The sequence below is a fragment of the Novosphingobium sp. FG90 genome (assembly GCF_057808725.1).
This window is the reverse complement of sequence record NZ_JBMDIO010000005.1, coordinates 83005-96778: the sequence shown is the minus strand read 5'-3', so window position 1 is coordinate 96778 and position 13774 is coordinate 83005. Positions and strand designations below refer to the sequence as shown.

The 13774-nt window shown below is 67.4% G+C and carries 13 protein-coding genes; 5 read left to right on the top strand and 8 right to left on the bottom strand.

What is annotated here, in order from left to right; translation table 11 throughout:
* Nucleotides 1-3: 3 nt before the first annotated feature.
* Nucleotides 4-987 (top strand): thiamine pyrophosphate-dependent dehydrogenase E1 component subunit alpha, encoded by a 984-nt coding sequence (locus tag ACODRZ_RS06570; protein ID WP_488971211.1) that lies wholly within the window; start codon nucleotides 4-6, stop codon nucleotides 985-987.
* A gap of 12 nt (nucleotides 988-999) precedes the next feature.
* Nucleotides 1000-1977: an alpha-ketoacid dehydrogenase subunit beta gene (locus tag ACODRZ_RS06565; protein ID WP_488971212.1), complete on the top strand. Its 978-nt coding sequence runs from the start codon at nucleotides 1000-1002 to the stop codon at nucleotides 1975-1977.
* 252 nt (nucleotides 1978-2229) lie between these two features.
* Here ACODRZ_RS06565 and ACODRZ_RS06560 read toward each other — a convergent pair whose 3' ends face one another.
* From ACODRZ_RS06560 to ACODRZ_RS06530, 7 genes are all read right to left on the bottom strand, one after another.
* A complete protein-coding gene (locus ACODRZ_RS06560; RefSeq protein ID WP_488971213.1) occupies nucleotides 2230-2961 on the bottom strand; it encodes a hypothetical protein in 732 nt (243 codons plus the stop codon).
* Nucleotides 2954-3757, bottom strand: a complete 804-nt coding sequence (locus ACODRZ_RS06555; RefSeq protein ID WP_488971214.1) for a hypothetical protein — start codon at nucleotides 3755-3757, stop codon at nucleotides 2954-2956. The genes ACODRZ_RS06560 and ACODRZ_RS06555 overlap by 8 nt, the downstream gene beginning before the upstream one ends.
* Nucleotides 3758-3787: 30 nt before the next feature.
* Nucleotides 3788-4708, bottom strand: a complete 921-nt coding sequence (gene kce, locus ACODRZ_RS06550; RefSeq protein WP_488971215.1) for a 3,5-dioxohexanoate:acetyl-CoA acetone transferase — start codon at nucleotides 4706-4708, stop codon at nucleotides 3788-3790.
* 20 nt (nucleotides 4709-4728) lie between these two features.
* Nucleotides 4729-6072 carry a protoporphyrinogen/coproporphyrinogen oxidase gene (locus ACODRZ_RS06545; RefSeq protein ID WP_488971216.1) on the bottom strand — a complete coding sequence of 448 codons (1344 nt, stop codon included), beginning with the start codon at nucleotides 6070-6072 and terminating at the stop codon, nucleotides 4729-4731.
* Nucleotides 6069-7160, bottom strand: coding sequence for a spirocyclase AveC family protein (locus tag ACODRZ_RS06540; protein ID WP_488971217.1), 1092 nt, complete (start codon nucleotides 7158-7160; stop codon nucleotides 6069-6071). Before ACODRZ_RS06540 ends, ACODRZ_RS06545 begins: the two co-directional genes overlap by 4 nt.
* Nucleotides 7157-7954 (bottom strand): hypothetical protein, encoded by a 798-nt coding sequence (locus ACODRZ_RS06535; protein WP_488971218.1) that lies wholly within the window; start codon nucleotides 7952-7954, stop codon nucleotides 7157-7159. Before ACODRZ_RS06535 ends, ACODRZ_RS06540 begins: the two co-directional genes overlap by 4 nt.
* A gap of 72 nt (nucleotides 7955-8026) precedes the next feature.
* On the bottom strand, nucleotides 8027-8800 hold the full coding sequence (locus ACODRZ_RS06530) for a tyrosine-protein phosphatase (RefSeq protein ID WP_488971219.1): 774 nt from the start codon (nucleotides 8798-8800) through the stop codon (nucleotides 8027-8029).
* Nucleotides 8801-8841: 41 nt separating this feature from the next.
* Between ACODRZ_RS06530 and ACODRZ_RS06525 the strand changes: the two genes are divergently transcribed.
* Complete coding sequence (locus ACODRZ_RS06525; RefSeq protein ID WP_488971220.1) at nucleotides 8842-9639, top strand: enoyl-CoA hydratase/isomerase family protein; 798 nt, start codon at nucleotides 8842-8844, stop codon at nucleotides 9637-9639.
* 285 nt (nucleotides 9640-9924) lie between these two features.
* Here the strand turns inward: ACODRZ_RS06525 and ACODRZ_RS06520 are convergent, their stop codons facing one another.
* Nucleotides 9925-11535 (bottom strand): class I adenylate-forming enzyme family protein, encoded by a 1611-nt coding sequence (locus ACODRZ_RS06520; protein ID WP_488971221.1) that lies wholly within the window; start codon nucleotides 11533-11535, stop codon nucleotides 9925-9927.
* A gap of 154 nt (nucleotides 11536-11689) precedes the next feature.
* Between ACODRZ_RS06520 and ACODRZ_RS06515 the strand changes: the two genes are divergently transcribed.
* Nucleotides 11690-12796, top strand: coding sequence for a hypothetical protein (locus tag ACODRZ_RS06515; protein ID WP_488971222.1), 1107 nt, complete (start codon nucleotides 11690-11692; stop codon nucleotides 12794-12796).
* Nucleotides 12796-13629: an SDR family NAD(P)-dependent oxidoreductase gene (locus ACODRZ_RS06510; RefSeq protein WP_488971223.1), complete on the top strand. Its 834-nt coding sequence runs from the start codon at nucleotides 12796-12798 to the stop codon at nucleotides 13627-13629. Before ACODRZ_RS06515 ends, ACODRZ_RS06510 begins: the two co-directional genes overlap by 1 nt.
* Nucleotides 13630-13774 lie beyond the last annotated feature (145 nt).

The following is a 13774-nucleotide window of genomic DNA, read 5'->3' as shown; positions in this document are numbered from 1 at the left end:
CTCATGGCAAACTACCCCAGGCCCGATGCCGCCACGCTGGTGGAGATATACCGCAAGGCGTCGCTGATCCGGCACAACGACCAGCGTGTCATCAAGGCGATGATGACCGGCAAGTTGATGACGCCGTACTATTCGGTGGCGGGGCAGGAGATCATCCCCGCCGCGCTTTCAGTGAACCTGACGGCGGACGACAAGATCTCCACCATCTATCGCGGCACCCACGACATGCTGGCCAAGGGCTTCCCGCTCGGACCGCTGTGGGCGGAACTGGCGGGCCGCGTCACCGGCAGCTGCAAGGGCAAGGGCGGGACGATGCACCTCACTCACCCGGAGACCGGCTGCATGGTGACGACCGGCGTGGTCGGCTCGTCGATGCCGATCGCGGTGGGGCTGGGCTGGGCGGCGCGGCTGGCGGGCCGGGGCGGCGTCGCGGTCGCCAACTTCGGCGACGGCGCGGCGAATATCGGCGCCTTCCACGAATCGCTCAACCTTGCCGCGCTGTGGAAGCTGCCGGTGATCTTCGTGTGCCAGAACAACCGCTATGCCGAGCATACCAAGTTCGCCAACTCGACCGCGGTGGAGAAGCTTTCCATGCGCGCGGCGGGCTATGGCATGGCAGGCGTCACGGTGGACGGCAACGATGCCGAGGAGATGTACGGCGCCGCCCGCGTCGCGGTGGAACGCGCCCGCGCGGGGGAGGGGCCGACGCTGATCGAGGCGATGACCTTCCGCTTCAACGGCCACCTCATCGGCGATGCCGCCGCCTATATCCCCAAGGACGAACTGGAAGCCGCCAGGGCCGCCGATCCGGTGCCGCTGCTGCGCCGCAAGGTCATCGACAGCGGCGCCGCGACCGAGGCCGAACTCGACGCCATCGACGAGGCCCACAAGGCCGCCATCGAGGCCGCCGTGGAGGCTGCTTTCGCCGCCGACTTCCCCGACCTTGCCGAACTCAAGCGCGATGTCTTCGCGAACGAACTGGCCTGAGAGAACAGCTCCATGGAAACCCTGAACCTCAACACCATCCAGGCCGTCAATCTCGCGCTGCATGACGCGATGAAGGCCGACGACACCCTGCTGGTCATCGGCGAGGACGTCGGCGACCGCGAGGAAGGCGGCGTCGTCGGCGCCACCAAGGGCCTGTCGACCGCCTACGGGACAGAGCGGGTGCGCTCCACTCCGATCTCGGAGCAGGCGATCATCGGCTCGGCCATCGGGGCTGCGATCTGCGGGCACAAGGTCGTAGCCGAGATCATGCTGATGAACTTCACCACGGTGGCGATGGACATGATCGTCAACCACGCGGCCAAGCTGCGCTTCATGTCGGGCGGGCAGACGCACGTGCCGATCGTGATCCGCATGATGACCGGCGCGGGCTTTTCCAACGGCGGCCAGCACAGCGATTACCTGGAAGCCTGGTTCGCGCACACGGCGGGGATCAAGGTGGTCGCGCCCTCCAGCCCGAACGAGGCCTACGGCCTGCTGCGCGCGGCGATCGAGGACCCCGACCCGGTGATCTTCATCGAGAACCTGCCGACCTACTTCACCCCCGCCGCGGTGACGCCAGAGGTCATCCCGCTCGGTAAGGCGAAGGTGGTGCGCGAGGGGGATGACGTCACCCTCGTCAGCTACGCGGCGATGATGGGCCCGGTGAACGCGGCGGCCGAGGAACTGGCTGCTGGCGGCGTATCGTGCGAGGTGATCGACTTGCGCACCATCGCCCCTTGGGATCGCGAGACGGTGATGGCCTCTGCCGCCAGGACCGGGCGCCTGCTGGTGGTCCACGAGGCCGTGCGCGCCTTCGGCGTCGGCGCCGAGATCGCGGCGGAAGTGAACGAGGAACTGTTCGGCAAGCTCAAGGCCCCGGTGCGGCGGCTGGGCGGGGCCTATTGCCCGGTGCCGTATTCCAAGCCGCTCGAAAACGCCTTCCCGCCCTCGCATGAACAGATCGTCGCGACGGTCAGGGCGATGGTCTGACCCGAGCGGTGTAACAAAGAACTCTCCGTCTGCCGCCGTGGTCGAAAGCCACGGCGGCTTTTTTGTGCACTGATCTTGTAGCCCCACTCCCCGTCACCCTGAACTTGTTTCAGGGTCCATCCCTCGGTTGCATCCGGTGGGTAGTGTCGCCAACCGCGCTGGCGGTCTGCTGCTCTGCGCGTCGGGTGCAATTGCCCGATAGACCCTGAAACAAGTTCAGGGTGACGGGGTAAGACCGTACATGGTGTGCCGCTACCTCAAAACCGCGCCCGCACCCCCACCAGCGGACCATCGGCTCCGAGGTCGATCGCGAACGGCACTGGCCCCGCAGAAGCGAAGTCCTGCTTCATATGCCGATACCCCCGCAAACACCTGCGCCCAGGGCCGCAGCGCGTAGGACACGTCCGCCCGCAGATCCAGCGAATGCCGGTCGCCCGAGCGCCGCCCGGCCAGCACTTTGCCCTGCACGCTCACCCGCCGCAGCGGCCGCGCGGCGAGTTGCAGGCCGATCGCGGGCTCCATCCACTCGCCGCGCACGGCGATGGCGGCGGGAGCCTGCCCGAAGCGCACCTTGAGATAGTTGTAGCGAAACCCCGCGATCGGCGTCATGTCCAGGGTGGGCGTCACGGCGAAGCGGTAGCCGCCGGTCAGTTCCGCCGCCACCGCGCGCACCGCCACGTCCTGTCCCAGCGTGGGCGCGAAGGCGTCGCGCTGGAAATCGACGCCGATCATCTCGACGGCGGCGAAGGCGGGGCCTTTCTCCAGCGACACCCGCCCCATCGCCCCCATCTTCAGGCCGGAGGCGAGGTCGCCGGGCTTCAGGTCGATGGGCAGCACCAGCGGCCCCAGCGATACGGAGCCGTCGATCGAGGGCGCCCACAGATAGGGCTCGACGCCGATGGTAACGGGCTCCTCGGCCTGGGCGGGCGTGCAGATGAAGGCGGCGGGCAGGACGCAGGCCCACCGCCATGACCGGTCAGGCATGGGCGGGTGCAATCCCGGATGAACGTTCGGTCGAAGGCACGGCGACGCACAGCTTGAGCGAGATCAGGTAGGCGAAGCTCAGCGACAGGCCCAGCGTCACCACCGTGGCAAGCTGCGTCACCCACACGCCCTGCCCGGAATTGAGCGCCAGCCACATCGGCCAGCCCGCCGCGATTTCGGCAGAGGCGGTGCCCGCAGGCACCAGGATCAGTGCGAAGAGGGCGCGGGGGCCGCGCAGCACGTCGTCGAGCAGGTGCAGGATCGCGCCCACGAAGATCGGCATCAGCGTGTTGGTCATCGCCATCCACACCGGGAAGCCCAGCAGCTTGAACGGCTGTTCGCCGTAATAGGTATAGATATGGCCGATCTGCAGCGCGGGCACTTCCAGCACAAGGTTGGCGAACCAGCCGAAGAAGTAGAGCTTCCACAACTGCCCCCGGCTCATCCCTTCGCGAAAACGGCTATAGGCCCAGTAGCCCATGCCGCCGATGAACCACGGATAGGCGAAGACCATCCACAGCGGCACCGAGCGGTTGAACAGCCGGTACATCGGCGTAGTGTCCACCTCCGCCCACCAGACCAGCACGGCGACGTCGTAGATGCACTCCTGGAACGAGGCGATTCCCGCGCCCGCCAGCACCAGCAGCGGCAGCCAGCGCCCGGTACGCTGCATGTCGCGCCAGCCATAAGCCAGCGCGGCGATGAAGATGCCGATACTGAGCGCGAGGATATACGGATAGAAGGGCGACATCGCCATGTTGACCGGCGGATCGGGCATCTGGTTCGGCAAGTTCACGGCACGTCTCCCTCCTAGTTGTTGTCGTTGTCAGAACCCCACTTTGTCCCCGCCCTTGAGGCTGAGGATTTCGCGCGCTTCAGCAGGCGTTGCGATCTCGCCGCCGAGGCCTTCGATGATCTGGCGCACCTTGGTCACCTGCTGGGCATTGCTGGTCGCAAGCCGGCCCTTGCCGATCCACAGCGAGTCCTCCAGCCCCACGCGCACATGACCGCCCATGCTCGCCGCCATTGCCGCGACCGGCATCTGGCTGGCCCCTGCCGCCAGCACCGACCAGCGGTACTGATCGCCGAATAGCCGGTCGGCGGTGCGCTTCATGTGCATCACGTCCTCCGGGTGGGCGCCGATGCCGCCGAGCAGGCCGAAGCAGGTCTGGATGAACAGCGGCCCTTCGACGAGGCCCTCTTTCCAGAAGTAGTGCAGGTTGTAGAGGTGCGCCGTGTCGTAGCACTCGAACTCGTAGCGGGTACCGGTCTTGTTCAGGGTTTCCAGCGCATAGCGGATGTCCTTGAAGCTGTTGCGGAAGACTAGGTCATGGCTCGCCTCCAGCATCTCCGGCTCCCAGGCGTGCTTCCATTCACGATCCTTCTTCAGCATCGGGAACAGGCCGAAGTTCATGCTGCCCATATTGAGGCTGGCGACTTCCGGCTGCCACGTCTCGGCGGGCTTCACGCGATATTCGACGGGCATGTAGGGCGAGGCGCCGGTGGTGATGTTGACCACCACGTTACTCGCCTGCTTGATGACCTTGAGGAACGGCGCGAAGTCCTCCGGCTCGTGCACCGGCTTGCCGGTCTGCGGATCGCGCGCGTGCAGGTGGACGATCGCGGCGCCTGCCTCTGCCGCCTCAAGCGCACTCTGCGCGATCTCGTCGGGCGTCACCGGCAGATGCGGCGACATCGACGGCGTGTGGATCGAGCCGGTCACGGCGCAGCTGATGATGGTCTTCATGCGAATATCTCCGGATGGTTTCAGGCCGCAACGCGCGGACGGGCGGGCAGTGCTTCCAGCGCCTGCGCGAGCCGCACGGCGGCTTCCTCGCCGCTGACGAGGGCGCCGTTGCAGCCGGGAATGCGGTCGAGGTCGGAGGCGAACTGCACCCGCGCCGTGCGGTCCAGCCTTTGCGTATAGTCCGCGATCAGGCGGAAGCGGCCCTTGTCGAGATTGGGCACCGACTCCGGCCAGCGCACCACGTTGAATTGCTCCATTCGTCCCGGGGCGATGCCGTAGTAGGCGCGCGCGCGTTCCGCCGCGTAGTCCAGCACGTCCTCGTCGCTGAGGTTGGCGCTGCGTTCGAGGTAGTCGTGGCTGAGCAGCACGGTGAACAGGCTCTTACCCTCGGGCGCGCGGCAGGGGGCCTTGTTGTGGTCGGCGATGACGGCGACGGTGTCCGCGTCCTCGTAAGGGGTGGGCAGGTAGTAGGTGGCGGGATCGCCGGGCCGCGTGTCGTAGCCGATCGCGATGTTGCCCAGCTTGCGGTAGCGCACGGTGGAATAGAGCGCGCGGGTCTCGGCATCCATCTGCGGATACATCGCCAGTGCAGGCTCGGCGGTAGTGGCGATCACCGCGCCGTCGAACGTCTCGGTGCGGCCAAGCGCGGTCACTTCGACGCCGTGACCGGTATCGGCGACATGCTCAACCGGTGCGCTCAGGCGCAGGTCCACATGGCGGCCAAGCGCGACGGGCAGCGCCATCACCCCTTCGTTGAGGTTGTAGACCGAAGGCGCCAGCATGTTGCGGATGGTCCAGAACAGCAGCGCGATCGAGGTGTTGTCGTCATCCGCCGCCCATGTCCCGCTGACGAGCGGGCGGCCGACATAGTTGTGCAGCTCCGCATTGAGCGCGCGCTTGCAGTATTCGCCCACTGTCTCGACGTCGATCTCGGCCAGCTTCGTATAGTCCGAATAGCCAAGGCTCGCCCGGTTGCGGAAGGTGTCGAGGCCAAGGCGCAGCGCCTTCAGCTTGCTCGGCCACGACAGGATCGAGGTGGAGAGCGCTGTCGATACCGGGCGGTTGTAGTCGAAGTGGTGGCGCTTGCCGCCCCGCATGGTGGCGCCGATGGCGGGGATGTCGGACATCTGCGGCGTCAGGCCCAGTTCGTCGATCAGGCGGATCGCCTCGCGGTAGGTGCCGAGGTATGCGGACATCCCTGCGTCCATCAGGAAATCGCCCTTGCGCAGCGACCACATGCGCCCGCCCACCCGGTCCCGAGTCTCGAACACGGTGGCGGCCCAGCCGTGCTGCTGCAGGCGATAGGCGGCGGTCATGCCCGCGATGCCGCCGCCGATGACGGCGACCGAACCTCTGGTGGTCATTTCGAAAGCTCCTGCGGGATGCGGTTGGTCCGGCTGTCGCGGCGGGCGAAGGGCACGCCGGGGCCGGGACAGTCGTAAGCGGTGCTGGGGCCGCACATCCCGGCGGTGAGCCAGGGCTTCTCGGCCTCGCTGATGGTGAAGGGGCCGCCGTGCAGCGCCCAGAACATGTAGGGTAGGTTGTAGGTGACGAGGATGCCGGTCTGCAGGAACCCCACCAGCGCCAGCCACCGTGCAAGGGTGCGGCGCCTGCCCGGCGGGGCGATCATGTCGACGTGGCGGTCGGCCACCGTCTCGCCGCGCGCGTCGCGAAAGTGCAGGAGGCTGGCGGCGAACGTGTAGGTCCCCGCCCAGGCGACCATCTCGTAGAGCGGGAACTGGTGCGCCGTGCCGGCGAACAGCGTCAGCGCCGGGATCGTGCTGGGATAGACGAACATGCCGGTGCGCAGGATGAAGCTCTCGATCACCAGATCGAAGACGCAGAAGCCCGCAAAGCCGATGGCGATGATCTGCAGAGGCGAGAAGCGCGGACGATTCCGGCCCGGGCGAGGGCGGTTGATCCGGTCCATGATCTTCGCGCCGACATAAGCGGGCAGGCCATAGATCCAGAAGTAGCCGAGTCCCGCAAAGGCCAGCGGCAGCGGCGTCAGGTGGGCGGTGGGGTTGGAGACGGGCAGGGTGCCCATCCAGCTGCCCATGTTGAAGAACAGGTCGTTGTAGAGCAGCTGCGGGCGGACCCAGCTGTGCCACGGCTCCTGCACGACCATCGTGAAGCAGGCGAGGAAGTAGAGCCCCTCGAAGTTGAAGCGCCGGTCCCGCACCAGCGGGCCGAGGATGAAGTGCCACAGGATCCACGCGGTCAGCGCCAGCATCGCCACTTCCAGCCCGCGCAGGAACAGCACGTAGCTGGCCGGGGCGGCGGCGTGGCCGAAGGTGTTGGGGCGAAAGTCCGGTCCGGTCACCCAGGCGATCATGCAATAGGCCAGTAGCGCGACCCAGAACGCGCCGACGCTGATCCAGACTTTCGTGGCGGTGGCGTGGAGGGGGCGTTCGGCTTGCGCCACATGCACCTGCGGGGACATGCGGTTCATGCGGTCCTCATCGGTGTCAGCGGGTGGATCGCACCGGGGCGCGGCGCGACGGATACGGAGCGCGCGACCATGGCCACGATCGAACAGGCGATCGCCACGCTGGCGAGGCCGCCGATCTGCGTCAGCACCGGCCCCAGGCCGCTGTTGACGACGTACCATGCAGGCCATCCGGCGGCGGCATTCGCCCCGGCGCTGGCACACACCATCACCGGCACGATCAGCAGCAATTGCCAGCCTTCAACCCGCCGCGTCACTTGCGTCACGGCATAAGCCGAAGTCAGCGAGATCAGCGCGTTGACCGCCGCCCACCATAGCGGAAAGCGGCCGATCAGCAGCGGCTGATCGCCGTAATAGGTGTAGATTCCGGTGCCCAGAACCACGGTTTCCAGCACGAAGTCGGCGAGCACCTCGCACAGGTAAATCGTCCAGATCGTCCGCGCTGAGACGCCGCGCTGCATCATCTGCCACAGCACCGCGCTGCCCACGCCGAAGTAGACGAAGTAGGTCAGGCACACCCACAAGGGGATCGCCCGGCCCCAGCCGTGCAGGAACATGCGCGAACTGTCGGCGAACCAGACACCGGCAGTGGTGTCCACCAGCGGCTCCATCAGCATCATGCAGCCGCCGCCGATGAACATCAGCAGGACCACCGGGCTGCGCGTGCGCGCAAGACTGAACAGCGCATAGCCGAGCGCGCACAGGAACAGGGCGCCCATCACGAAAACGACGATGCCGTCGACATGCGGATCGCCCGCCAGATCGGTCGGCGGGTAAGGTATCAGGGAATGCTGCATCTTGCCTCTCCCAAGGCTGGTGCAATTAGTACGTTTGTACTAAACACCAATTAGACGCTAGCGTACTACCTGTCAATCGTCTCGTCGCACCAGCAAGGCGCCGCGCAGCCGCGAAAGGATTTCCCCATCGATACCGCTTGCCGCGAAGTAGCCTTCCACCGAACCCGCTTCCTGCCGCACGGCGGAGAGGGCGGCCCGCAGATAGTCCGGAGCGACGCCGAGGAGCGCATCGACCAGCCCGGGATCGGCCGCCGCGCGGCGCGACAGCATCGTGCGGGCGACGTGGTCGCGCAGCGCGTCCATGCCGGGCGCGCCTTGGGTGCGCAGGTAGTCGGTCAGGATCGCCTCGTCATCGACGCCCAGCAGCGCCAGCAGCAGGGCGACGAGCGTGCCGGTGCGGTCCTTGCCCGCCGTGCAGTGGACCAGCACGCGGCCCTCTCCCGAGGCAATCCGGCGCACCGCTTCGGCGAACAGCGGGCGATACCAGCGGTCGAACGGCAGGGCTGCGTAGAAGCCGACGTAGGCGCGGCGGATGTCGGCGATGCTGGCGTCGGCGGCGCGCATGATCTGGAAATGCGGCGCGTCGCGGTTCGCCGCGCCGTCATGGGCGACGAGTCGCGCCAGCCGGTCTTCGGGCCAGGGGGACAGTTCCTTGCGCCGCTCCTCGGCGTAGCGCAGATCCACCACCACGTCGAAATCCATGTCGATCATGAAGCGCGCGTCCACTTCGTCCAGCCAGCCGAGATGGCCGCTGCGGAACAGCCGGTCGCTGCGTACGCGCATGCCGTCGGCAGCCTCCAGGCCGCCGAAGTCCCGGAAATTTATAAGGCCGTATGTAGTTTCCATCGGGTGCCTCCTGAAACTGTCTTCGCGGCGAGGGCAGGGCGATGACCCGGCCCGCCGTCCTGTTCGATCATGCCGACGGCATCGGCGTGCTCACGCTCGACCGGCCGGAACGCCGCAATGCGCTGGATCTCGAACTCATCGCGTCCGTGACACGAACGCTGGCCGAAGTCTCGGCGCTCGAGAGCGTGCGCGTGCTGATTCTTGCCGCAAAAGGACGACATTTCAGTGTCGGCGGCGACCTGAGGGCCTTCGCGGCGCTGTGCGACGAGCCGCCCGCACGGCGGCGCGCGGCGATGGCGGAGCTGCTCGAAGCGGCGGAGCGGATGTTGACCGCGCTGGTGGAAATGCCGATCCCGGTGATCGCCGCGTGCCGGGGCACCATCGCGGGCGGCGCCGTGGGGCTGGCGCTGGCGGCGGACCTCGTGGTGGCCGAGGACAGCGCGACCTTCCGCTTCGCCCAGCGCGATATCGGTGTGCCGCCCGACGGCGGCGTCAGCTGGCTGCTCCCGCGCGTGGTGGGGCATCGGCAGGCGGCCCGGCTGCTGCTCGGCGCGGCGAACGTGGCCGGGGACGAGGCGCTGGCCCTTGGCCTCGTCACTCACCGGGCGGAGGCGGGCGAGGCGGAAACCCGCGCGATGGCTCTGGCGCGCGATCTGGCGCAGGCTCCGCCGTTCGCGGTGCGGCAGGCCAAGTCGCTGCTGGCACGCAGCGCGACGACGGGTTTCGCCGCGCAACTGGGAGCGGAGCGGGACGGCGTGCTCATGGCTGTCGAAGGCGAGGAATTCGTGGCGCGAATACGGGCGTTCGCGGCATCGACGGGCCATGGCACACCCACCTAACTCGTCATTGCGAGCGCAGCGAAGCAACCCAGGGCAGTTCAAGGCCGCCCTGGGTTGCTTCGCTGCGCTCGCAATGATGAACGGGGAGAGTTTTCGTGGCCACGTCACTCTCCGATAACCCGTCACCCTGAACTTGTTTCAGGGTCCATTGCTCCGCACGCGCGGTGGTCAGCGGTCGCAAACAGGTCCGGCGGTTTATCATCCGACGCTCAGCCCCCCACTGCCCGATGGACCCTGAAACAAGTTCAGGGTGACGGCCGGGGAAGCGAAGCTCACAGCGCTCCCCTACGAAGCCCCGTGTTCCTCCTGAAGCACGAACTTCTGCACTTTGCCCGAGGCATTGGTCGGCAGCGCATCGCGCACCTGCCAGAAGCGCGGTACGCGGTGGCGGGAGATGCGCGTGCGCAGCCATTCGGTCAGCGCCTCGGTATCGATGGTGCGCCCGGCGCGCGGCACCAGCGCGGCGGCGACCTGTTCGCCCCAGCGCTCGTCCGGGACGCCGTAGACCGCCGCCTGCCCGACATCCTCGTGCGCGACCAGCACGTCCTCGATCTCGCGCGGGTAGATGTTCTCGCCGCCGCGGATGATCATGTCGCTCTTGCGGCCGGTGACGGCGACGTAGCCGTCCTCGCGTAGCAGGCCGATGTCCCCGGTGTGGAGCCAGCCATCTTCGCGCAGGGTTTCGGCGGTCTTTTCGGGCATCTCGAAATAGCCGCTCATGGTGGAGCGGGAGCGGATGCAGATCTCGCCCGCCTCCCCCGGCGCCAGCACGCGGCCGTCCTCCGGGTCGACGATGCGCACTTCCGAGTGATCGAGCGGGCCGCCGACGCTGCCGGCCACCTGTTCGTCGCTGTCGCCGCGCCGGGTGGAGAACATCGCGCCGCTCGCCTCGGTCTGGCCCATCAGGCTGGCGATCTCCGCCCCCATCGCTGCGCGCACGCGGCGGATGAGGTCTGGCGCGACGGCGCTGCCGCCCGCGACGATCAGTTCCAGCGCGGAGAAGTCGGTATCGGCCAGCGCGGCGCTTTCCAGCATCGCCACCAGCATCGTCGGCACCGCCATGGTGACGTGGACGCGGTAGCTGGCGATGGCACCCAGCACCGCCTCGGGCTGGAACTGCGCCTGCAGGACTTGCGTGCCCGCGCAGGACAGGCACCCCAGCGTCATCGTCACGCTGCCGCCGACATGGAACATCGGCAGCAGGTTCAGCCAGACTGCACCGTCCGGCACGGCCAGATGCTGCGCGGTCAGCGCCGCGTTGTTGACGATCGCGCGGTGCGGCAGGATCGCCGCCTTGGGCTTGCCCGAGGAGCCGGAGGTGAACAGGATCAGTGCGGGCTGGTCGGGCGAGACTTCGGGCAGGGGCGCGGCGGCGGTCTCGCCAAGGAAGGCGTCCCACTCGTCGAAATACACCGCCGTTTCCAGCGCGGGCAGGCCTGCGCGCAGGGGTTCGAGCACCGCCTGGTTGTCCATGCCGCGATAGACGCGGTCGAGGAACAGCCCACGCGCGCGGCTCTGTCCAAGCGTATAGTCCAGCTCGACCGAGCGGTTGCCCGGGTTGATGGTGACGAGCGTGATGCTCGCCAGCGCCGCGCCCAGTTGCAGCAGCACGATCCGTGCGCTGCCGCCTGCCCATGTCGCCACCCGGTCGCCGGGAGAGAATCGCGCCAGCAGGGCGGCGGCGACGCGGCGCGCGTCCTCTTGCAGCGCCGCATAAGTCCAGCGCTGCTCGGCCCCATCCGCGCCCGCCGGGACGATCAGCGCGAGACGGTCGGGAAAGGCGGCGGCGCGATCGCGTAGCAGGTCGCCCACGGTGCAGTCCGGCAGCATGGCGGCGGTGCCTCCGCTTGCGTGGGCGGTCGCGGGGGCAGGCTTGTGCGATGTGGTGGTGGTCACGGTTCCTCCCGGAGCATTGGCGTCGCACTTCGAAAAAAGGTTCGCATGCGAACTTGACTGAGCGTGTTTATCCTCTGTATCGTTCCATCTGCAACATGAAATACGCGAATAGATCGTAAGGTTCATTACGATAATCGCATATGGGAGACATCGGATGCCGGTGAGGAAACCCTATCGCGTGGGCATCGCGGGGCCGGGCGGGCTTGGGCTCTGCGCGATCCGCGAGGTGCTGCGCCTTCCCGAACTCGAACTTGCCGCCGTGCTGGCCTATTCGCCGCACAAGCAGGGGGTGGACGCGGGTGAACTGGCGGGCGTCGGCCCGACGGGCGTGATCGCCACTACCGATCTCGACACGTTCCTGGCCGCTGACATCGAATGCGTGCTGCACTGCGGCCGCGATTTCGGAGACTGGCGCACCGACGACGAGATCCTGCGCATGCTGGAGCGCGGCGTGAACGTCGTCACCATGCTGCCCTACCACTTCCTGCGCTCGCGCGGGGACGCGGTGGAAGCGCGGTTCCGCGCGGCGGCGGAGCGGGGCGGGGCAACTCTCCATGGCTCGGGCATCACTCCCGGTTTCTTCAACGAGCGGTTCGCCCTTGCGGCGACGGGCCTCGTCAACGACGTCACGCATATCCGTTTCGCCGAATTCTTCAATATCGCACCGGTCGAGGGCGGCGGCGACATGCTGCGCATGTTCGGTTTCGGCAGCCCCAAGGCGGATGTCGAAGGCAGCGACTTCGCCGCGCAGATGGCCGAGGCGTACTTGCGCCAGCCGATCCTGTTCTACGCCGACCGCCTCGGCATCCCGGTCGATCGGATCGAGCGCACCGCGCGTCTTGCCGAAACGCCCGTCGCGCTGTCCGAGCCAGTGATGGCGGTGGAGGCGAACACCGTCGGCCTCGTCTCCTATGCGTGGACGGGATATTCGGGCGGCAAGCCGTTCTACACCACCGAAGTCTACTGGTATCTGGGCGAATCGATGCGGCCCGAGGAGTGTCCGGTCAACGACTTCTGGCTGATCGAGATCGAGGGCCGCCCCTCGCTGCGCATCACCGTGGCAGGGCAGGCGTCCTATCGGGACGATGTCTACGTAAAGCCCGAGGAGCCGACGCCGCCGGGCTATATCATGACGGTGGTGGCGATGCTCCAGGCGGTGCCTGGCGTGATCGCTGCGGCGCCTGGGCTGCTCCAGCCCGCGCTGCCGCAGTTCCACTGGAAGCCCGACATGCGCAATGCTGCACCGGTGGAGGGGCGTTGATGCGCAGCATCCTCGTCACCGGCGCAGGCAGCGGCATCGGGCAGGCGCTGGTGCAGCGTTGCCTGACGCAAGGCGACCGGGTGATCGCGGCCGTGCGATCGGATGCCGATCTGGCCGCACTGGGTGCGGGGCCGAACCTGCACGGCGTGCGGATCGACGTGTTGGACACGGCTTCGGTCGAGGCCGGGTTCGCGGATGCCGATCGCTGGCTGGCGGGGCAGCCGCTGGACGTCGTGGTGAACTGTGCGGCGGTCTGTCCGCTGGGCGCGGTGGAGGTGCAGTCCGAACAGGTTGTGCTCGATACGCTCAACGTCAATACGGTGGGTTCGGTGCGGATGCTGCGCGCAGCATTGCCGCGTCTGCGCGGGCATGGCGGGCGCATCGCCCTCGTCACTTCGCTGTGGGGCAAAGTATCGGGGCCGATGCTGAGCGCCTACTGCGCCTCCAAGTTCGGAATCGAGGCAGTGGTCGATGCCGCCCGGCGCGAGACGGCGGGGCAGGACGCGCGCATCATCCTGATCGAGCCGGGCGTCGTGCGCACCCGCATGGTCGAGGGGCAGGTGGCCGAGGCCGAGCGCGCTACCCAGGCGCTGACCGGAGAGGACGCGCGGCTCTATCAGGGCCTCTACCGGAAATACCACGCGATGATCCGCAAAAACGGCGGCGGCGGCGTTTCGGCCGAGGAATGCGCGCGGCAGATCGACGCGGCGGTTTCCGCCGCCAACCCGCGCACCCGCTACAAGGTGGGGGCGGACGCCAGGGCGGTCACCGCGCTGGCCCGCCTGTTCCCCGACCGCGCACTGGACCGCGCCTTCGCGATGCTCCTCAAGTAGTGTCCGAAAAAGAATAGCAAGCATACCGGATTCGGCGATCATCCTGATGCTTCAGGATAATTCGATGAGCGCTATTATGCCCGATTTAGCGAGTATTACCACCGAACATACCGCAAATCAGCTGATCGCACCGAACACGAAATCT